We start from the raw sequence: 20022 nt of genomic DNA, 5'->3' as shown, positions 1-20022 counted from the left end.
TTTAGCTCCTCACCGGTTCAACGTCGTCATCATAGGGGGTATGGGCAGCCGACATAGGCCGCATCGGTCGCTTGAAGTGATTATCAGTCGTAGAGTCCTGCTCCTCAGGTAACATGCCGTTGCGCACGACCCGAGTGAGGTAATACACACCCGTATAAAACACTACGCCGTAGACTAAGACATAACCAATCAAAGTGAATAACGCCATTGGACCCGTCAATGAAGGCGTCAGCCCTTCTTCATGGGTCATCATGCCGTAAACCAACCACGGAGACCGACCTGATTCAGTGACAATCCAACCCGCCAATACAGCGACAAAAGGCATCGCAATCATGCCAGTGAGTGTCTTTAAAAACAGTGGCTGTTCATAAACACGCCCCTTGCGGCGCAGGATCAGTCCTGCGAACGCTACCGCTATCATCAACAGACCAATCCCCACCATTACACGGAATGCCCAGAACACAATGATGACAGGCGGTTGCTCTTCCGGTGGCGCTTCACTGATGCCAGGAATCTCCCCGTCAGGTGAGTGAGTAAGAATGAGGCTTGCTAGATTAGGAATACCAAACGCAAAGTGATTGGTCTGGGCCTCCTGGTCAGGAATGGCAAAAAGAAGCAATGGCACATTGGTAGAGGTCTCCCAATGACCTTCCATCGCAGCAACCTTGGTCGGCTGGTGCTCCAAGGTATTCAAACCGTGAAAATCGCCAATAACCGCTTGTGTAGGGGCTAAAAAAAGCAACAACCAAAGGCACATCGAAAGTGCACGGCGGTTTGCCTCCGGGTCGCGATCACGTAACAAGAACCATGCGCTAACCCCCGCCACCACAAAGCCGCCTGTTAAGAAAGAGGCAACGGCCATATGCAAGAAACGGTAAGGGAATGACGGGTTAAAGATTGCCTCGCGCCAAGAGGTAACATGGAAGCGAAAGTCAATCAGCTCAACGCCTGCTGGTGTATGCAACCAACTGTTGGCAGATAAAATCCAAAAAGCCGAAATGAACGTCCCAATCGCTACCATAATAGAGGCAAACAGATGCACCCCTTGAGGCACCTTACCTCGACCAAACAAGAGCACGCCTAAGAAAGCGGCTTCCAGAAAGAAAGCTGTCACCACCTCATAGCTCAGCATGGGTCCGAGGAAGTTAGAAGAAGCTAGGGAAAAATTGCTCCAGTTAGTACCAAACTGAAACGACATCACAATCCCGGACACGACTCCCATCCCAAAGACAACGGCGAACACCTTTGTCCAGAAAAGCGAGAGACGATCCCAAGCTGGATTGTTGGTCTTAAAGAATAGGCCATGAAGCAGCGCAATGTAGGACGCCAGTCCAATAGTAAACACGGGGAAGATCGCGTGAAACGACACAACGAATGCAAATTGCAATCGCGATAATACGAGCGGATCAAGTTCCATTTCACTCTCCTAAGGCCTGAATCGATATTCCATCAACGAGTTAACACAAGCTTAGTTGAGCCTTAAGGGCAGCGCACTTTTAGTTATAAGCACTAAGCTTATTTCTTAACTATGTTAATTTTTTAAACATATTATACATTAAGTCACCATCATACATTGACAGCCTAACACCCAAGATGGGTCGCATTGACGCACCAAGCACCATAGCGCTGCGCTATTAGGAACATACGTCTAACGAGACATAATCACGACGCTTACCATATAGCCGGTGTACGCGATAAAAAGCGCCAGCAATATCCCACCTTCCAAGCGATTAATACGCCGCGTGCGGCCACGCCAAGAAAACGCAAATAGAATCATCAGCAGTGTCATACCGGTCATCACGCTCCAGTCGCGCACCAATACTTCCCGACCTGCTTCAATGGGGGCAATGACCCCCGCCAGGCCAACGACCGCCAAGCTATTAAACAGGTTAGAACCGACCACGTTGCCCAACACCATGTCGTGTTCTTTCCGACGCAGAGCGCTGATAGAAGAGGCAAGTTCCGGCAGCGAGGTACCAATAGCGACGACGGTTAGACCAATAATCAAATCACTGACACCGAAGCGAACCGCAATTTCAACCGCCCCCCAAACCAACAGACGTGAACTAGCGATTAAAAACAGCAGCCCTACCAGGGTCCACATAATGGATTTACCCCGGGACATCGGCTTGCTATCCAGGGTCTCAGCTACTTCAGATACGATTGCGTCGTCAGGCTGACTACGTGAGCGAATAATGCTAACAACGATAAAAGCCACTAATGCCAGTAAAAGACAGACGGCTTCCCAGCGTGCTACAAAACCGTCCAGTAGCATTAAACCAGTCGCCAGCATGACCAGCATAAGTATTGGCATTTCTTTACGGATAACGCTGGAATGAACAGCTAATGGCGAAATAAGCGCTATCAGCCCCAGTATCAAGCCGATATTGGCAATATTAGAGCCGTAAGCATTACCTACCGCCAGCCCTGGGTTACCATCTATTGCCGCCAGCACTGATACCATCATTTCAGGGGCCGAGGTACCAAAACCGATGACAAGCATCCCAATCAACAGCGGCGAAAGCCCAAGCCAACGCGATGTTGCTGCAGCGCCATCAATAAATTTTTCGGCACTCCAAACCAATAAGATCAAACCAAACACAACCGCTAATGTGGGAAGCAACATTTCATTTCCTTCATGGCATAATGATCGGCACTAATTTCAATGTTTTGTATCTTAGTGCCACTTCATAGCGAGGGCGCTAAGATGATTTTACTAGCAACGCTAACTATCACGTTGCGACCTCTTGCTGAGGAGCTATCCTGGCAGAGAAGCAAACGGCAGTGCTGTTCATCCGCTGCCACTCGCCATTGCGCCGCAGCATCGTTGTCTAAACTGATGCCATGGTCAAGCGGCTTGTCTATGTTTTTGAACATTATTTCAGCCACATAGGCTTGCTATAATGTTCAATTAACAGCTTAATTCGCCATATCCTAGTAGCTTAGCTAGGGATTCGCACTGAGAGTTTTGGTTTTTGCCCTCACAAAGATTAACCAAGCGCCGCACATTACCGGTCAACACACCGCTCGTTGACCGCTCGCCACCTGAGGTAAGAACTCAGCGACGGCGTTTGCGTGCCTGTCATGAATGTGACTGGGTCTCGGCGCTCCCACCACTCAGCTCTGGTGAAAAAGCCAGCTGCCCGCGCTGCTCTCATGTGTTAGTCACACGCCACCGCTACCCAGCACAGCGGAGTATGGCATTGGCCATCGCATCACTGATCGCGCTGATAGTAGCGGTGTCATTTCCCTTTATTAGCTTTACGGTTAGCGGTGTTAGTAACCGTATTGAGCTGACTCAGACGGCCACCACGTTGATTGGCTTTCATCAGCCTATCGTCGCCATCGCCATCATAATGACGATTGTGGTACTGCCAGCCGTCTACTTATTCGGTGTACTTTGGCTTCAGTTTGGTCTTCTGCGCAATCATCCCATGCCCTATAGCCGGGATATTGCCCGCACATTAGCGCACTTAACGCCCTGGATGATGGCCGATGTATTTATTATTGGCGCTCTAGTAAGCCTGATCAAAATAGCTGGCCTAGCCGATGTTGATCTAGGCATATCCTTTTGGGCATTTTGCGTGTTTGCACTATTACTACTGATGACCACTCAATCTATCGACGCAGATTGGATGTGGTTCTCGCTAGAGGGAGAACCCTTGGCCCCAGACGGCACTCAAACTGGAATTCCTGCCGCTGGCCAAGGGTTAACTGGGTGCCCCACCTGCGGGCTTATTAATCGCCTATCGCCACAAGGACGAGGATATTGCATTCGCTGCCATGAAAAGCTTCACCAGCGGTTACCGAATAGTTTGCAGCGCACATGGGCACTGCTGGGCGCCTCAGCGATTATGTACATTCCTGCTAACGTTTACCCGATTATGACCACCACAAGCCTGGGCAGCTCTTCCCCGTCAACCATCATAGGCGGCGTCGTTCAACTGATACAGATGGGCTCCTGGCCAATTGCAGCCGTCATTTTCATTGCTAGCGTTATCGTACCCGTCGGCAAATTAGTTGCCTTAACCTGGCTTTGCCTAGTCGTTAGACGCAGCAGTGTCTTGAATGCCCAAAGCCGTACTCGGCTTTATCGCTTAACGGAATTTATCGGCCGCTGGTCGATGGTCGATGTGTTTGTGGTCGCTATTTTGGTGGCGCTAATCCGTGCAGGATCATTAATGTCGATTACACCAGGTCCCGCTGCACTCGCCTTCGGCTCTGTGGTTGTGTTAACCATGTTGGCGGCAATGACATTTGACCCACGCTTAATATGGGATAACTCACCTCCCCATAGAAACGCTTTTCGCCACTTTCTTCTTCGCCGTAAAACGGCCACCAAGGAACCTGTTGATGGCTAATGAAACAACTCCGCCTACTTCCAACCAGGCTAATGCTGACTCCACCAGCGAACAGGATTTAAATAAGGCTAAGACATCGCGTCAAACGCGCCTTTCGCCTATTTGGGTAGTGCCTATCGTCGCCATCGCGATTGGCTTATGGCTGGTATATGACAACTATTCCAGTCGCGGCACCCAAGTCACGCTTACCATGGATAATGCAGAGGGCATCGAGGCGGGCAATACACTGATCCGCAGCCGCAACGTTGAGGTTGGCCGTGTTCAGAGTGTGCGTCTATCCGATGATCTCTCTCATGCGGTATTAACCGCCCGCATCCAGCCGGAAGTCGAGGATATGCTGCGCGAAGATAGTCGCTTCTGGGTGGTTAAACCGCGCATTGGACGTGAAGGGATTAGTGGCTTGGGTACCGTACTATCCGGCGCTTACATTCAGCTTGAGCCCGGCACAGAAGAAGCACCAAGACGCGAGTTTCCTGTTAGCGACATCCCTCCCGTCGCCCCGGCCGGGCAGGCAGGCCTGCGCCTAAGCCTAACCAGCCAATTGGGAAACTCTCTTCGCGTTGGCGACCCGGTTTCCTATCAGGGCTACACCGTGGGACGCATTGAAGAAAATAGCTTTGAACCTGATTCACGCACTATGCAGCATCAGGTATTTATTGAAGAGCCGTATACCGACTTAGTGACCGACAGCACACGTTTTTGGACCTCTAGTGGTATCGATTTTCGTTTAGGTGCTGATGGTGTACGCGTTAACGTCGAATCCATTGAAGCATTACTCGGCGGCGGCGTTACGTTTGGCGTACCTGAAGACCTACCCATGGGGCAGCCAGTCGAAGCCAATACCCGCTTCACCCTTTATGCCGATGAAGATGCTGCACGAGAAGGAACCTTTAATCGTTATTTAGAGTATGTACTACTCGTAGATGAAACGGTTCGCGGTCTATCCAAAGGAGCCCCTGTGGAATTTCGCGGGGTGCGAATGGGCACTGTTGCCGCGGTACCCTGGAACTTTACCGCTCCTCAGCCTGACTCGCGCGCGCGCTTTGCAATTCCTGTCTTGATCAGGATTGAGCCGCAACGTCTGGGTATTGAAAATAGCGATATTAATCTAGAAGAGTGGCAAGCTCGTTTTGACCGCATGTTTGGCCTGGGGCTACGCGCGTCACTCAAAAGTGGCAACCTGCTGACAGGCGCACTGTTTGTCGACTTAAACTTCCAGCGTGACCTCGCCGACGAGTATGTCGCCGAACGATTCTCTGAGCGCGACGTATTCCCTACCGTGGCGGGCGGGTTTGCGCAGATTCAAGCACAAGTGACCGATTTGCTTGAGAAATTGAACAGCCTTGAGGTTGAACCGCTACTCGCTGGCTTGGATCGCAACTTGCAGGCCTCCGAGAGCGTACTTAATGAAGTGCGTGAAGTAAGCACTTCCATCAATCAGCTGCTGAACGACCCTGAGACCCAGGCTATTGGTGGCAATCTAAACGGGACTCTTGAGGAACTGCGTAGCACGCTGGAAGGGCTGTCTCCGTCATCGCCCGCTTACCAAGAGCTCACTACAGCAATCGAACGACTGGATCGCTTAATGCGTGATTTGCAGCCACTTACCCGCACGCTTAACGACAACCCTAGGGCTCTGCTGTTTGACAACCTGGATGCCCAGGACCCCATCCCGCGCGCGCCACGTGATTAAGGAGGCCTCCATGCTGATAGGAACAAGTATGACGAAATGGATCAAGTGTTTACTGCTAGTAATGGTCTGCGCACTGGTATCGGCTTGTGCCAGCAGTGTCGCCCCTCCTGCGCGCTATATGCTGCCGACCGACCAAATAAGCAGCACCACAAACCAGCCCGAGGGTACGCTCGTCCTGAGCGCGCCTCGGCTGGCCCACTACCTAGATGTAGACGGCATAGTGATGCAACTGGACGACATTACGCTGAACGCTGCACGTGAACATCAGTGGGCGGAAGGATTGAATAGGCAGTTAGAGCGCCGCATGCGCGCCAATTTATCGCAAGCAATGCCCACACTCAGGGTAATGCGCGCAGAGGGCGAGCCCGCTGACGCATTGACCCTGCGCCTTACTGTTGATCAATTCCAAGGCCGTTATGATGGTGTCGCCGTTGCAAGTGGCCAATGGCAATTAGTCAACGGTGCTGGCGAACTGTTGGTAATGGAGAATTTCTACTCGGAGACACCGCTTGAAAAAGATGGCTACCCAGCGCTTGTGCGCGCGCTGAGCGAAAGCTGGGATCAAGCCGCCGAGCTTATCGCCAATGAAATACGCCAAGGCCATTATTTTAATTAATGTAAGGCTTACTAACCGTGGTTTGCTGAACTACGCTAAATATCAGCCTTATCAGGGATGTTCTTATGATAGATGAAACGAACAACACTGCTGAATTGCCCGCTGAACAACTGCGCGAGGCGGTCAATGCGTTAATGCAGACAGTGACATCCCTGCTGGAGGGAGAGGCACCACTCGCAACCCTTGAAACAGCCCTGCATAGTCACGACGCCCTACTCGATCAGTTAGCCATTCACTCGCTCGACGCGTCAACACTAGCCGCGCTTGAGCGTATTGAGCAATTTATTACTCTGCACGCGGGGAATTACTATCAAACCGCCAGTGCCGAGCTCGATAACAAACAAAAAAATCGGTTTATTTCTCTCTTTGCACGCCGACTACTCGCCCTTGATGGGCTGGGGCCGGCAACGGCACAACAGCTATTTCAGCTAGGCGTACACACACCCGAGCAATTTTTTGCGTTAACACCTGGCGAGCTTGCCCAGCTGCAATTACCGCCCGCGACATTAGCTCGTTTAATCCCTCTTCATGCCCAGCATTCACCACTGACACGAGACAGCTAAACAGGCTGGCATCGTATATTCGTGGTACACTGCTCGGCTAATTACTGATACGTAAGTTTTCTGGTGTGCCCGTGCACATCAGTCTCAGCATTTCTTAGCGCTGTAATCTTCACGTCTCCTTTCACGGTCATCCACGGCTAACTAACGACCATCGCGGCATGCTGAGATATCTGGCACACTTCGCTGCCGCGAAGGTCAATCAACCTCGCTTTTTGAACATTACATCTAGTGACAACAACCACTTACCGGTATTAACTCACTAGGTGATTGCGGAGAACGCATGAGCTTTTCTGAACTTGGCCTGCACGCCGATTTATTACGCGCTGTCACAGCGCAAGGTTACACCGTCCCTACCCCGATACAGCGACAAGCTATCCCTGTCGTGCTAGAAGGTCGCGACATGTTAGCCAGCGCCCAAACCGGCACAGGCAAAACCGCCGGTTTCACACTGCCCATGTTGCAACGCTTAAACACAGGCAAGCGACCGGGCAAACGTCAGGTTCGCGCCTTGGTATTAACCCCAACCCGTGAACTCGCCGCCCAAGTAGGCGAAAGCGTCACCACCTATGGCCAACATTTAGCATTACGCTCGCACATTATCTTTGGCGGTGTCGGTCAACAGCCTCAAATCGATGCGCTTAAAGCTGGGTTAGATGTACTTGTCGCCACACCAGGGCGCCTTCTTGATCTTCACCAGCAGGGCCATGTAGATCTTTCGTCCGTTGAGATCTTAGTCCTGGATGAAGCTGACCGTATGCTTGATATGGGCTTCATCCACGACATCAAACGACTCCTGCGCCTAGTCCCTAAAAAGCGTCAAAACCTGTTGTTCTCGGCAACGTTCTCGAATGAGATTCAAACCCTGGCTCAACAGTTGCTGGACAACCCAGCGATGATTGAAGTAGCGCCGCGCAATACCACCGCGGAGAAAATTGAACAGGCCATTTACCGCGTAGATCGCGAGAAAAAACGCGAGCTGCTGGCCCACTTAATTCAGCAAAATGGCTGGTTCCAAGTATTGGTGTTCACGCGAACCAAACATGGTGCCAACCGCTTGGCTGAGCAGCTCTCTAAGCAAGATATTCCTTCGATGGCGATCCACGGCAATAAAAGCCAAGGCGCACGTACTCGCGCGTTAACAGCGTTTAAAAGTGGCGACCTGCAAGTATTAGTGGCTACTGATATCGCCGCCCGAGGCCTCGATATCAACGAGCTGCCCCATGTGGTCAACTTTGATCTACCCAACGTGGCGGAAGATTATGTGCACCGTATTGGGCGTACCGGACGCGCAGGCAGTAATGGCGAAGCCGTCTCGCTGGTATGTGTCGATGAGGACGCGCTGCTGGGAAATATTGAACGGCTGATTAAACAGACGTTGCCCAAGCATATAGAACCCGGCTTTGAGCCTGACCCAAGTATAAAACCTGAGCCCATCGAGAATGGTCGCCGCAATCAACGCCAGCCTCGCGCCAAACGCAAACCCGAAGGCCAGAGCGCAAATACTAGTGGCGAACGCAAACGTCGCGCCCGCCGCTAGCCTGATAGGCAGGAATATGCGAAGGTGTCGCCTTTGCATATTCCCCCTCCTATATTGAGCAGCTATTTTAAGCCGTTAGGCATGAACCCCTTATTCATGGAGTGATTATGGCGTCTTCTCAACTTATGGCCGATTACCGCCAATGGCTGACATTTCAACGTCAAGAGCAGCTCAGCCGTGAGCATCAAGGAATTGTGCAGCGTTTAGAGGACGCTCGAGCCTCAGCGAATCAAGTGTCTCAGGCTTACCGCAGCATGGCTGAAAAGGCATCTGTTGAAGGCGCTTGTTACCGCACGATTTTTTTACGCCAACGCGATGATAACCATGCACTGCCCTGCGAAGGGTGGTTGTTTGTGCGCCGCGTACTGAGTGAAGGTAACAGTACCCGTGTGCGTGTCACCCTGCTGGAAACGTTTACCCTGGAAGACGGCATTATGGCCCCAGGCGATAAGCCTGCACGCAAGCTCACGTTAGAAATATTTGACCAGCTGCTAATGGATAAAGGCATGCGCACTAACGTTAGAGTAGATAGCCTGGACTCCTCACAGGATTATCATTTCATCACGCTACTCGATGCTGTTCGCGGAGACTTGCGCCCTCACCTTAAATAAACGTTGGCGTGAAATAAGCATCGATATGGCATCCCGTCGTTCAATTACCTTTATTCTGCTGATGGTCGTGGTAGGGCTAAATTTACGCCCTGCCATGTCCTCAGTTGCCCCTTTGCTGACGCGCTTACAAGAGAGTGCGGGTCTCTCAGCCACTGCCGCGGGACTACTGACCACGCTTCCCGTGCTCTTTTTAGGCCTCTCCGCACCGCTAGCCCCTGCACTTGCCAAACGCATAGGCAGTGAACGCGCACTGAGTGCGGCGCTGATTCTTCTCGCAGCAGGTCTTATTTTGCGTGGCTTACCGCTTCCCGGCGTGTTATTCGTCGGTTCTGCAATGGCGGGGGGCGCAATAGGCATTGGCGGCACCCTACTACCCGCCTTGGTAAAACGCGAACTGCCCCAGAGTGCCGACCTGCTCACCGGCTTATATACCATGGCACTCTGCTTGGGTGGCGCCTTAGGGGCCGGATTTAGCGTACCGCTAACACAGCTGCTCGGCAGTTGGCAGGCAAGCTTAATGAGCTGGGCACTACTGGCACTGTTTGCGCTTGTTTTATGGCACTTTCAAATGCCACGCTCACTGCAATCGAACACGCTCAATCCGCCTAAAAGTGGCCTTTTACGACTGCTTAAGCAGCCGCTTACCTGGCACGTTATGCTGTTTATGGGTATTCAGTCCTCCATGGCTTATATCGTTTTTGGCTGGCTGCCCACCTTATTAGTTGCTCGCGGCTATAACGAGGCCGATGCAGGCTGGACCATGGCGGTTTCGATTATGTGTCAACTAGCCTCCGCGCTAGGCGCACCTTGGCTAGCACGTCTGGGGCGGGACCAACGTCCCGCTTTATTACTGGTGCTATTCAGTACGGCCGCGGGGCTGTGGATGCTGCTTATCGCACCATTAATATGGAAATGGCCCGGCGCGGCCCTCCTTGGCATCGGTCAAGGTGGCAGCTTTAGCTTAGCGCTCAGTTTGTTAGTGTTACGTACAGCCAACTCACGTCTTGCAGGGCAGCTTTCTGGTCTAGTTCAAGGCGGTGGTTATACATTGGCAGCGCTAGGACCTTTCGGCGTCGGGGTGATGCTTCAATCGGGCGCTAACATCTCGCATATCGCCTGGCTGTTAATCGCCCTGCTTACCGTATGCTGTGGCTTTGCATTGCTGGCTGGACGTAATCAGCGTCTAGATGACCAGAGTGGTGGACTTTTGGTAGAGCGCATTACACGCTCATAATGATTTCCCAGTATCGTAACAGGCCCAGGAGATGCCTATGCCCCCCTACTCCCCGCTAGCTAGCAGCAGCGCTTCCCAAGAGCGCATCTTGGTCATTTACACGGGGGGCACGATTGGCATGCAACAGCATGCCAATGGGCTTGCTCCCGGTGGCGACTTTGCCACTCGAATGACCAAGGCCCTTGCTCAGCTTCCGCTTGCTCACCAGCAGTCCCTTCCAGCCTATGACGTCGTTAGCTATTCGACCTTAATTGACTCAAGCGCCGCTACGCCGCTTACTTGGCAGCAGCTTGCACGCGATGTTAGCAGCCAATTAACGGTCTACGCAGGCTTTGTCATCATTCACGGCACCGACACCCTCAGTTGGACTGCTGCTAGCCTTGCCTATCAGCTACAAGGTTTAGATCGCCCGGTGATCGTGACGGGGGCCATGCGCCCGCTGGAAGCTCCCGGCAGTGATGCACTAGATAATCTGCACGGCGCGCTGCAGTTCGCCGCCAAGCCCGAGCTACAAGAAGTAGCTATTTACTTTGCCGGGCAGTTGCTTCGCGGTGTCCGCGCCATAAAACAGCACAGCGAAGCGCTCAATGCCTTTGCAAGCCCCAACTACCCCTTGCTCGGCGAACGGGTGGGCGACGATTTCGTTTATTACCCCAGTCGTGGGCTGGCCCTGCAACAACGGGGAGCACCACGCTTTGAACTGCCCGACTACCGTTTGATTAATCAAGGGGAAGTGGTTCGTATCATGCTCTGGCCTGGCATCACAGCCTGGCAGCTTGAGACGTGGCTAGGTGATTCGCGCGTTAAAGGCGCGTTACTCCAGCTCTGGGGCGCAGGGAACCTGCCCGACGACCCACACTTGCTGGACGTGCTGGCCAGAGCCAGTGGAGAGGGCAAGCTACTGGCCGCCATTAGCCAGTGCCCGCAAGGGAGCATCCAACTGGGCGCTTACGCTGCTGGCCACGGCCTGAGCGATGCAGGCATTCTGGCGGGCGACGACATGACACCGGAAGCAGCATTCACCAAACTGGCTCACTTACTGGCCCAGCCGATCTCATTAGAAGATCAGCGCCAGCGCTTTTTAACACCACTGATCGGCGAACGATAACGTAGCGGAATTTGCGCAGCGCTGGCATACCTTGAGATTCCGTCTATGGTGTAGAAGGGTAACCTAACAGTTTGAAGGAACAATAAATTATGGAAAAGCCAGTACATCATTTCAGTGAACTGTTTGAGCAGCTGGGCCTTGCGTCTGATGCTGATTCCATCGAGCGCTTCATTAAGCGCAATGCCCCGCTCCCCGAGTCAATGCCATTGGCAGAGGCACCCTGCTGGAACGAGGGTCAAGCGGCGTTTCTAAAAGAAGCCGTGGATGAAGATGCCGATTGGGCCGAAGTTGTTGATCATCTGGACGCTTCAATGCATAAGCCTCACTAACCTCGGCAACCACTCGTTGGGTGCGCCGTTAAAAAGCAGCGCCCTAACCGTTTAAACGCGCTTCAACGCGGTCAAGAATTTGCCGGCTGACTTTTCCCACCAGCGGCTTGGCCGCTTTGTTAACGGCCTTTTCCATTAGGCGGTTGCGAATTTCATAGCTTAGCGTCAGCGCCACTTCAGTCCCTTCCGGCACTTCGCGAAGACGGTATCGCCCCTGGTTTTTAACCCCATCCAGCGACTCCCAGGCAAGCACATGGGGCGGTTGAACTTCGGTGACCATGACATCAAACGCCCAATCCATACCGACAGCGCGCACGTGCCATCGATAGCGGTTCTCTCCCAATGTGTCGATGGAGCGGATTAGATCCGAGTAATCAGCAAAATCCTCGACGCGACGCAGTAACTCGAACACCTTTTCGGGGGGAGCGTTAACAATTTCACTGTGTTCAATGGTAGCCATTGGTTGCCCTCTAACAACGTGGATGATTAGCGTAGCATGTTGATATTAATGCTGCCCGCCCATGCCGCAATTACCCCAATATGCGCTAGAACTGGTCAGATTAGCCGCTATTGCGTAAACTGCCGCCTTTCCGGACCGGACCCCGGAACGCCGCGCCAGCAAATTGCTGCTCGCGATCAATAAATTCTCCGACAACGAGTGTTTTCTCATGTCATCAATACCCCCTGTGGCCGCTGATAGCGCCACGACTGTCGTTATCTATTCCGGTGGAATGGACTCTTTTACCGTGCTTCACCGCGCGCTGCGCGAAGGACTTACCGTCCACGCGCTCTCGTTTGACTATGGCCAGCGGCATGCTCGTGAACTCGACACTGCTCGTCAGGTCTGCGCCACGCTTGGCGTGCCCCATCAGTTGGTCGATATTCGCGCCATCCACGGTCTGATTGATAATTCAGCGCTGACCAACCCAGACCAAGCGATGCCCCACGGCGACTACGCCGCGGACAATTTACGCGCTACGGTGGTGCCTAATCGCAATATGATTTTACTCTCTTTGGCGATTGCCAAAGCGGTCAATATTGGCGCAGAGCGAGTCGATTACGGCGCCCATAGCGGCGATCACATATTGTACCCGGACTGCCGCCCCGAGTTCGTTGAGGCCATGAACCACGTCGCAGGCATTGCCAACTTCGAGCCCGTCACGCTCCACGCGCCTTACCTTTCTTCAAGCAAGGCAGAGATCCTGCGTGAGGGCTTGGCCATGGGCTTGGACTACCGCCACACCTGGACGTGTTACGAAGGCCGAGAACTAGCCTGCGGCGTTTGCGGTAGCTGCCGCGAACGACTAGCCGCCTTTGCCGCTAACGGGGTGACAGACCCATTGGCATATACCCCAGACACCGCAGGACAACGCTGATGTACCAAGTTAAAGAAGCGTTTTATACCCTGCAGGGGGAAGGCGCCCAGGCCGGAAGAGCAAGCGTTTTTTGTCGTTTTAGCGGCTGCAACCTGTGGTCGGGCCGCGAAGTGGATCGTACAACGGCTAAGTGCACGTTTTGCGATACCGATTTTATTGGTACTAACGGTATCAACGGCGGAAAGTTTGCCACTGCCGAGGCCCTTGCCGAGCACATTGCAGCCCTTTGGCCTGCCCAAAGCGGTGGTGAAAAGCCCAAGGCAACACCCTATGTCGTGTTTACCGGTGGTGAGCCTTTGCTGCAGCTTGACGAGACATTGATTGCCACGCTGCACCGCCATGGGTTTGAGGTAGCCGTCGAAACCAACGGCACGCTGGCGCCACCCCCTGGCATTGACTGGCTGTGCGTCAGCCCCAAGGGCAACAATCCCTTGGTCGTTACCCATGGCGACGAATTAAAGCTCGTTTACCCCCAGGCTGATGCGCCCCCGGAGCAGTTTTCAAGCTTGGACTTTCAGCACTTTTTTTTACAGCCGATGGATCTTGCTCCCCTCCACCAGGACAAGACAACCGTTGCTGAGACGACCGCTTACTGTATGGCTAATCCACAATGGCGTCTTTCGCTGCAAATGCACAAATTAGCAGGTTTTGATTAATGGCTTTATTCGTTCAACAACTGACCCATATCGACATCTCGCTTTGGTGCGCCAAGCGCGGCTTGGTCGGCTGTAGCTGGCAGGTAGACGCGGTGCTGGAGGGCGAGCTGGGTGAAGACGGCATGCTGTTCGATTTTGGTGAAGTGAAGCCGTGGATTAAGCGTACCCTGGACAGCGGGCTGGACCATACCCTACTGGTCCCCACCGAGGCATCAGGTATCAGTGTCTCCGAGTGCCCTGAAGGGTTATGCGTCCGTACCACGACGCCCTACCCAATGGAAGTACGCGGGCCGGAAGAGGCATTCACCCTGCTTCCCTGGCAAGCTATTACGCTTGAAATGGTCGCTGAACATTTAAGCCACCAACTGACCGAGCAGCGTCCTGAAAATGTTGATCGGGTTTCCCTAACACTTAGCGATGAACCCAACGACGGCGCCGCATACGGCTACAGCCACGGCCTGAAGCGGCACGCAGGAAATTGCCAACGCATTGCCCATGGCCACCGTTCACGACTGTATATCTGGCAGCAGGAAGCGCGCCAAACCCTGCTTGAGCAACAGTGGGCGGCATGGCTGAATAATCGCTACCTTCTTGAAGAAGCAGATATCGCGGCTCGCAATAGTGAAACCCTTACCTGCCGCTACCGAGCTGCCCAGGGGGATTTTTCCATTACCTTGCCACCGTCGTTGTGTACCGTGCTGCCCGGGCCAACCACGGTAGAAAATATTGCGGCCTGGCTGGCACGGGAAGTCGCCACACAGAGCGGTCAAGTCACACGCATTCAGGCGTTCGAGGGTATCAACAAGGGCGCGATTGCTATGTTTTCACCAAGTGCTGCGCTATGAGCGAAGGATGTCGTGCGGGGTGTGGCGCCTGCTGCATCGCGCCTTCGATTAGCTCTGCTATCCCCGGCATGCCAGAAGGCAAGCCGGCAGGGGTACGCTGTGTTCAGCTAGATGAATACAACCTGTGTCGTCTATTTGGTGACCCGAGCCGCCCCAAGGTTTGCGAACGTTTTAACTTTGATGCCAGCGTGTGTGGCGAGCACCGAGAAGAGGCGCTCGCCACGCTGACCTGGCTAGAAGAAGATACACGTTAGAAAGCGCACTTTCTCCACCTCCGCCAAAGCCAACTCCCTTGGGCTAACTCCCTAGGGGCTGGCTCCCTTGTGACTAGCTTTCAATACTCACGGGGTGTGGCAAACGGCGGTCCAGCAGGCTGATCCAGCGTGTCAGTACCGGGGCATCACTGTGACTGACTTCGCTCAACAAGCGCCTGAAACTCTCTTTGGCCTGCTGGTCATTAGGCTCAATGCGCGTCAACCATAGTTCAAGGGCCGCCAGTTCCTGGTGGCGGTTGCCATGCTCGCGAGCTTGATTAATCGCCATCTCAGCTAATGCTTTCACTTCATTGGCGGGATGCCCAAGCAGATCACGCACCTTGGCAAGCTGGGTGGCTAATTCCGGCAGGAATAGCGTTGTCCTTTCACGGGCGATCACTAAGCACTGATCCAGGTAATCCTCTGCAGCGTTTAGCTCGCCCAGCTCAATACACGCGTCCGAATACCAGAGTACTGGCCGCTGATAGCGGTTACGCCCTTTCAGCTCGGCCATCTGGTCTAGACTGTCACGCAGTTGGATAAGCCCCGCTGTATCCCCTGCCAACGCCCGCTGCCAGCCGAGAATAATTTGTGCGGAAATTTGCCATAACTGCAAATCTGGTGTGCCGGTCATAGCGGCCGCCCGTTCGGCGTGCCGAGCAGCCAGATGAACGTGTCCCAATTGACGATAAAGCGCCGCGGCAAATAATAGCGCCATCGCCAAAGTACCAGGGTGTGCAATCTTCTCCGCTAGGCGAATCGCCGACGAGACTTGACGTTCAGCGCGCTGATAATCGCCACGCAAACAAAGCGCCCAGCCTTGAAAGCAGGCAGCAGAGACTTGCGGGTGATCAGAGAATGGCAGCCACTCAATCATCATCTGCGCATTCAGCGGATCAATTTCATCCAAGTGATCGTGCGCCTGCTGAATGCGTCCAGCCCAATACTCGCAATTAGCCCGGGCATAATCGGCTAAACGGCGATAACGCGGGTCTTCGAGACGGGACGCGATATCGGCCAGAGTTGAAGCCAAAGCAAACGCATCCGCATGGGCATAGCGCTGGCTACGACCGACCCAGAGCCCCCATTTGACCAGGAATATCTGTTCCAGGTCTTCAGGGTCTTCGAGACTATCACTGCCCGATTCACGCAGTAGCTCCCGAGCACGCACAAAACTTTCGTGGGCAGTCGGTGAGCCGTGTCCCTCTAACGAAAAAGCCGCCTGACCGCGAACGGTGAGCAGGCTCACTTCACGCTCGATCTCGTGCTCAACATGGCGAAGGCTCGCCAAACCGAAATCCGCCATACGCAGAGCGGTTCGGTTGGCACTGACCTTGAGTGCTTCTCGAGCGGCCAGCTCAAAGTAACGGGCGCCACGAGCATAGTGCCCACTACGACGGAGGTGGGTAGCGAAATCACCGGGGTGACGGCTGATCCATACCGGAAAACGCTCTTCTATTAAAGTCACCACCTGCTGGTGCAGCTTGACCCGCACATCTCTCGGGCAAGAGAGATAAGCGGCTTCCTGCAGCAACTGGTGACTAAACTGGAACTCGTGGTCGCCACTCTCTTTATCAACCGGCTCAACGATTTCCAGCACTCGCATATGCTCAAGCGCTTGGTTCAGCCGACCTTTTTCCCAGCCACTGCACTCAAGTAGAAAATCCAACCGGAAGCGCTTACCCAGTACCGCTGCTACGTGGGCAATTTCACGGTCGCCCTCAAGTTGATCAATACGGCTTGCTAAAAGCCCTAACAACCCCTTGGGCAGTTCTTCAAACTGGACACTGCGCCCTTCTCGGCGATCCATATCCAAACGACGGCAAATCTCCTGCATATACAGAGGCACACCATCGCAGCGCTCAATAATTTGATTACGCAACCGCGGACTCAGATGGATGCGGTAACGGCGGGAAAGTTGTGATAAAAGCCGCGAGGACTGCAACGCATCCAGATTACCTAAGCTGATTTGCTGATCCCAATGCAGTTTCACCGGCAACGCTTCACGCCCATGATGACTAGCTACCAACATAAAAGCGGTGTTGATAGGTAATCTTGCCTGCAGCCCTGCCAATACTTTAAAAGAGGGTTCATCCAGCCACTGTAAATCATCAATCATTAACACCAGCGTGTGCGTCGTTGCTTGCCGCTCAATTAAGCGGTGCAAAAGCATCACGACCAGCTCAACGGCTTCGCCACTTTGGGCAAGCTGGGTAATCTCCTGTACTTCATGTACGCCAAGCGCCTGCTCCAGCAGATGCTGTCGGTCAGCCGCAAGCTGATCAAACCCTAGCGTTGTCTGTAGTTCGTGAATGGCTTCAACAGTAAGCGCTTGCTTGAGATACCAGCCAACCAATGTGCGGGCCACCCCATAAGGGTCTAGCACCGAAAGACGCGTAGTGGGCTGCCAGCATATCGCCGCATCACGACTAAGCTCTAATTGGCGAAAACCGACCATTAACGCCGACTTTCCCATCCCCGAGGCACCACGCACCAATACACTTTGGCGCAAGCCAATACCTGCCCGCGCCAGCGCATCGCGCAGGGTACGCAGCGATGTTTCACGGCCCACCAAGCTGGGGGGAAGTGCATCGCGGCCGCCTTCGTTTTGGCCCAACACCAGCGCACGCAAACGTACACGGCCATCACTGGCGATCAAACGCGACACCAGGCGTGGCTGAAGGTCAAGCGCGGGTGGCATATGCTGACTGGCTTCTTGTGAAATAACCAGCTCACTACCTTCTGCTGCGCTCATGAGCTCCAAAGACATTTGCGTGACTTGCCCTAACGGGTCCGCTAACTGACGCTCGGGTAGGTACACCACACGACCGCTGTGCAAGCCAGCGGCCAACTCAAAGTGCGGTATATTACCCTCACCAGTCCAGTGGCGCCCGCTCTCTTGGGGAAGGGCCTGACGACAATGCTCATAAAGCGCCACTAGTTCCGCCAACTGATGCGCGGGGCCATGAGTGCCGAAACAGGCCAAGCCTAAGCCGCCCGTAGCACCTGGAAGCCAAAAGCCACCTAAGTGATGGCACTGCTGCTCTAACCAGCGTAGTAATTCCAACTGCAGCGTAAGGCAGTGGCGTGTCGCCGCGCGATCTTGCCACTCCCCTTTTAGATGCAAGCGTATAGCCATCACGGAGAGCTGACGCAGTTCGATTTCATCTTCACGTAGCGGCTTACTATCCGCTGCCAGCGCGCGCGAAAAGGCGCCTTGAGGGCTCATCATTCGCGGGTCGTGGTGGCCATCTGACCAATAGCTGGCTAACTGCAGAAAGCTTGGCTCAGGCTGCTGGCCCGACAGCGCTAACAGCTGTAAATAGCTGTTGTATTGCTCATGGGCAGCAGCCATTTGGTTTTGTTCGGCGAGTTGACGAACCAAACGCTCATGAAAGGGACCGTAGCCTGAAAAGCGGCTGACCAACGCTTCCAAAATTGAATCAGGTACATCGGCGTGAGCTTCGAGCACCTGCTCAGCAAAACGAATGACACGCTGACGCCACTCATTACGAACTTGGACTAACCAGCGCTGAAATTCGCTACAGTTGGCCAGTTGCAGCTCTTCAATCAAGTCGCCTTGGTAACAAGACATCAGCGCTTCAAGGGTATTTAAATCGCGGGGTCCTTCTAGGAGCTGCTGCAGCGTATGGAGGTCAACCTGCCAGTTATTAGGAAGTTGAAAAGCAATCGTTTGCCGGGAGACGCTTAATACTTGGTCGGCGCTCTCACCTAACGATTGGCGCAAACAGTGCAGCGCATGGCGCAGGTTGGTTCTGCCTGATGACAAACCTTGGTCGGGCCACAACAGCTCTGCCAGAGCAGCCCGATTGACCGGCTGGCGGTGCAGCAAAAGATAAACAAGCAGCGCTTTCACTTTGTCGTAACTAAAGTGGGTCAATACATCTTCGCCCTGGGTAAGCGAAAAGTGGCCGAATAAGGTTAACTGGTCTGTCTCACGAGCATCGCGCATGATAAACATCCTGCCGGGCTAAGCGGCTTAAGCTGGCACACCGCTATGAAAACGAAAAGCCGTATCGGGCGAAGTAATCAGCTCCGCTTCACGCGCCACAAAAAAAGCGATCCGCTCGTCAATAGAGCTTGCTGTTTGCTGGCGAGCCAGCAACAAATAGTCTTCAAAATGACGGCCTTCTGACTTCACAAGCGTGCGATAAAACTTGGCAAGCTCTTCGTCTAAATAAGGAATCAAACAAGCAAACCGTTCACAGCTACGTGCTTCAATAAGTGCACCGATGATTAACACATCAATTAGCCGTTCGGGATCATTACTACGCAAGTGTCGCCTAAGCCCTTCAGCGTAACGTGATGCCGTTAAATGTTGGTAGGCAACGCCGCGTGCTTCCATAAGCGCGACTACCTGCTCGAAATGGAGCAGCTCTTCACGGGCTAATTGCGACATTTTGCTGAGCAACAGCGGCTGATCAACATAGCGATAGAGCAGACTCATTGCCGTAGAAGCGGCTTTTTTTTCACATTGCGCGTGGTCAATTAATAGCGTTTCAGGATTTTCGAGCGCCCACTGCAGCCATGCGTCAGGGGTTGCACAGGCCAGAAACTGGCGCAGGCTTTCAGGCAACAGATCATCCGCTTTTAACGCATGGTCAGCCCTTTGCAAGGCATTCGTTTGTAATTTATCAGTTTGGAAAGTACTGGTTTGGAAAGTACTGGGTTGTATCGACATAACACCATTACCAATCTTGTGTTTCACTATTGTACAACATATAAGCGCTCAAAACGCTCAGTCCCTGTTAGGTACAAATATTTATACCTTGCATCGCCTATTACTAATGTAGTTATTCGCTCAAAAATGCTCCACAC

Annotated in this window: 18 protein-coding genes; 13 read left to right on the top strand and 5 right to left on the bottom strand. The window is 53.4% G+C overall.

What is annotated here, in order from left to right; genetic code table 11:
• Position 1 precedes the first annotated feature (1 nt).
• Both V8L70_RS19380 and V8L70_RS19375 read right to left on the bottom strand, forming a co-directional pair.
• Positions 2-1417 carry a cytochrome ubiquinol oxidase subunit I gene (locus tag V8L70_RS19380; RefSeq protein ID WP_008956266.1) on the bottom strand — a complete coding sequence of 472 codons (1416 nt, stop codon included), beginning with the start codon at positions 1415-1417 and terminating at the stop codon, positions 2-4.
• Positions 1418-1648: 231 nt separating this feature from the next.
• Positions 1649-2626: a calcium/sodium antiporter gene (locus V8L70_RS19375; RefSeq protein ID WP_101145403.1), complete on the bottom strand. Its 978-nt coding sequence runs from the start codon at positions 2624-2626 to the stop codon at positions 1649-1651.
• Positions 2627-2975: 349 nt separating this feature from the next.
• Between V8L70_RS19375 and V8L70_RS19370 the strand changes: the two genes are divergently transcribed.
• From V8L70_RS19370 to V8L70_RS19330, 9 genes are all read left to right on the top strand, one after another.
• Positions 2976-4361 (top strand): paraquat-inducible protein A, encoded by a 1386-nt coding sequence (locus V8L70_RS19370; protein WP_101145404.1) that lies wholly within the window; start codon positions 2976-2978, stop codon positions 4359-4361.
• Entirely contained in the window at positions 4354-6054 is a 1701-nt protein-coding gene (gene pqiB / locus V8L70_RS19365) for an intermembrane transport protein PqiB (protein ID WP_101145405.1), read from the top strand. The genes V8L70_RS19370 and pqiB overlap by 8 nt, the downstream gene beginning before the upstream one ends.
• Positions 6055-6064: 10 nt before the next feature.
• On the top strand, positions 6065-6670 hold the full coding sequence (locus tag V8L70_RS19360) for a PqiC family protein (protein ID WP_232774571.1): 606 nt from the start codon (positions 6065-6067) through the stop codon (positions 6668-6670).
• Positions 6671-6735: 65 nt separating this feature from the next.
• A complete protein-coding gene (locus V8L70_RS19355) occupies positions 6736-7233 on the top strand; it encodes a hypothetical protein (protein ID WP_101145406.1) in 498 nt (165 codons plus the stop codon).
• A 280-nt stretch (positions 7234-7513) separates the two neighbouring features.
• On the top strand, positions 7514-8770 hold the full coding sequence (locus V8L70_RS19350; protein WP_101145407.1) for a DEAD/DEAH box helicase: 1257 nt from the start codon (positions 7514-7516) through the stop codon (positions 8768-8770).
• 107 nt (positions 8771-8877) lie between these two features.
• Positions 8878-9381, top strand: a complete 504-nt coding sequence (locus tag V8L70_RS19345) for a hypothetical protein (protein WP_008956259.1) — start codon at positions 8878-8880, stop codon at positions 9379-9381.
• Between the two features lie 25 nt (positions 9382-9406).
• Positions 9407-10615, top strand: a complete 1209-nt coding sequence (locus V8L70_RS19340) for an MFS transporter (protein ID WP_101145430.1) — start codon at positions 9407-9409, stop codon at positions 10613-10615.
• A 37-nt stretch (positions 10616-10652) separates the two neighbouring features.
• Positions 10653-11723 carry an asparaginase gene (locus tag V8L70_RS19335; RefSeq protein ID WP_232774573.1) on the top strand — a complete coding sequence of 357 codons (1071 nt, stop codon included), beginning with the start codon at positions 10653-10655 and terminating at the stop codon, positions 11721-11723.
• An 89-nt stretch (positions 11724-11812) separates the two neighbouring features.
• A complete protein-coding gene (locus V8L70_RS19330) occupies positions 11813-12052 on the top strand; it encodes a DUF2789 domain-containing protein (RefSeq protein ID WP_101145409.1) in 240 nt (79 codons plus the stop codon).
• 43 nt (positions 12053-12095) lie between these two features.
• Here V8L70_RS19330 and V8L70_RS19325 read toward each other — a convergent pair whose 3' ends face one another.
• A complete protein-coding gene (locus V8L70_RS19325) occupies positions 12096-12512 on the bottom strand; it encodes an SRPBCC family protein (protein WP_101145410.1) in 417 nt (138 codons plus the stop codon).
• A gap of 208 nt (positions 12513-12720) precedes the next feature.
• Between V8L70_RS19325 and queC the strand changes: the two genes are divergently transcribed.
• From queC to V8L70_RS19305, 4 genes are read left to right on the top strand one after another with little or no spacing between them, the layout of a single operon-like run.
• Entirely contained in the window at positions 12721-13428 is a 708-nt protein-coding gene (gene queC / locus V8L70_RS19320; protein WP_101145411.1) for a 7-cyano-7-deazaguanine synthase QueC, read from the top strand.
• Positions 13428-14084, top strand: a complete 657-nt coding sequence (queE, locus tag V8L70_RS19315; RefSeq protein WP_101145412.1) for a 7-carboxy-7-deazaguanine synthase — start codon at positions 13428-13430, stop codon at positions 14082-14084. Before queC ends, queE begins: the two co-directional genes overlap by 1 nt.
• A complete protein-coding gene (locus tag V8L70_RS19310; protein ID WP_101145413.1) occupies positions 14084-14929 on the top strand; it encodes a 6-pyruvoyl trahydropterin synthase family protein in 846 nt (281 codons plus the stop codon). Before queE ends, V8L70_RS19310 begins: the two co-directional genes overlap by 1 nt.
• Entirely contained in the window at positions 14926-15183 is a 258-nt protein-coding gene (locus V8L70_RS19305) for a YkgJ family cysteine cluster protein (RefSeq protein ID WP_101145414.1), read from the top strand. The genes V8L70_RS19310 and V8L70_RS19305 overlap by 4 nt, the downstream gene beginning before the upstream one ends.
• A gap of 73 nt (positions 15184-15256) precedes the next feature.
• Here V8L70_RS19305 and V8L70_RS19300 read toward each other — a convergent pair whose 3' ends face one another.
• Together V8L70_RS19300 and V8L70_RS19295 are read right to left on the bottom strand one after the other, a co-directional pair.
• Positions 15257-19156, bottom strand: coding sequence for an ATP-binding protein (locus tag V8L70_RS19300; RefSeq protein WP_101145415.1), 3900 nt, complete (start codon positions 19154-19156; stop codon positions 15257-15259).
• A gap of 27 nt (positions 19157-19183) precedes the next feature.
• On the bottom strand, positions 19184-19885 hold the full coding sequence (locus V8L70_RS19295) for a MiaE family protein (RefSeq protein ID WP_101145416.1): 702 nt from the start codon (positions 19883-19885) through the stop codon (positions 19184-19186).
• Positions 19886-20022: the final 137 nt, after the last annotated feature.

This window comes from Vreelandella arctica (genome assembly GCF_037070215.1).
Taxonomy (GTDB): domain Bacteria; phylum Pseudomonadota; class Gammaproteobacteria; order Pseudomonadales; family Halomonadaceae; genus Vreelandella; species Vreelandella arctica.
This window is presented reverse-complemented; position numbering and strand designations above follow the sequence as displayed.

Bases quoted from the DNA above. Each gene is read 5' to 3' on its own strand.
- V8L70_RS19355 (WP_101145406.1), top strand. From the start codon at position 6,736: ATGATAGATGAAACGAACAACACTGCTGAATTGCCCGCTGAACAACTG.
- V8L70_RS19300 (WP_101145415.1), bottom strand. From the start codon at position 19,156: ATGCGCGATGCTCGTGAGACAGACCAGTTAACCTTATTCGGCCACTTT.
- V8L70_RS19325 (WP_101145410.1), bottom strand. From the start codon at position 12,512: ATGGCTACCATTGAACACAGTGAAATTGTTAACGCTCCCCCCGAAAAG.
- V8L70_RS19380 (WP_008956266.1), bottom strand. From the start codon at position 1,417: ATGGAACTTGATCCGCTCGTATTATCGCGATTGCAATTTGCATTCGTT.
- V8L70_RS19295 (WP_101145416.1), bottom strand. From the start codon at position 19,885: ATGTCGATACAACCCAGTACTTTCCAAACCAGTACTTTCCAAACTGAT.
- V8L70_RS19375 (WP_101145403.1), bottom strand. From the start codon at position 2,626: ATGTTGCTTCCCACATTAGCGGTTGTGTTTGGTTTGATCTTATTGGTT.
- V8L70_RS19310 (WP_101145413.1), top strand. From the start codon at position 14,084: ATGGCTTTATTCGTTCAACAACTGACCCATATCGACATCTCGCTTTGG.
- pqiB (WP_101145405.1), top strand. From the start codon at position 4,354: ATGGCTAATGAAACAACTCCGCCTACTTCCAACCAGGCTAATGCTGAC.
- V8L70_RS19330 (WP_101145409.1), top strand. From the start codon at position 11,813: ATGGAAAAGCCAGTACATCATTTCAGTGAACTGTTTGAGCAGCTGGGC.
- V8L70_RS19340 (WP_101145430.1), top strand. From the start codon at position 9,407: ATGGCATCCCGTCGTTCAATTACCTTTATTCTGCTGATGGTCGTGGTA.
- V8L70_RS19305 (WP_101145414.1), top strand. From the start codon at position 14,926: ATGAGCGAAGGATGTCGTGCGGGGTGTGGCGCCTGCTGCATCGCGCCT.
- V8L70_RS19345 (WP_008956259.1), top strand. From the start codon at position 8,878: ATGGCGTCTTCTCAACTTATGGCCGATTACCGCCAATGGCTGACATTT.
- V8L70_RS19350 (WP_101145407.1), top strand. From the start codon at position 7,514: ATGAGCTTTTCTGAACTTGGCCTGCACGCCGATTTATTACGCGCTGTC.
- queE (WP_101145412.1), top strand. From the start codon at position 13,428: ATGTACCAAGTTAAAGAAGCGTTTTATACCCTGCAGGGGGAAGGCGCC.
- queC (WP_101145411.1), top strand. From the start codon at position 12,721: ATGTCATCAATACCCCCTGTGGCCGCTGATAGCGCCACGACTGTCGTT.
- V8L70_RS19335 (WP_232774573.1), top strand. From the start codon at position 10,653: ATGCCCCCCTACTCCCCGCTAGCTAGCAGCAGCGCTTCCCAAGAGCGC.
- V8L70_RS19360 (WP_232774571.1), top strand. From the start codon at position 6,065: ATGCTGATAGGAACAAGTATGACGAAATGGATCAAGTGTTTACTGCTA.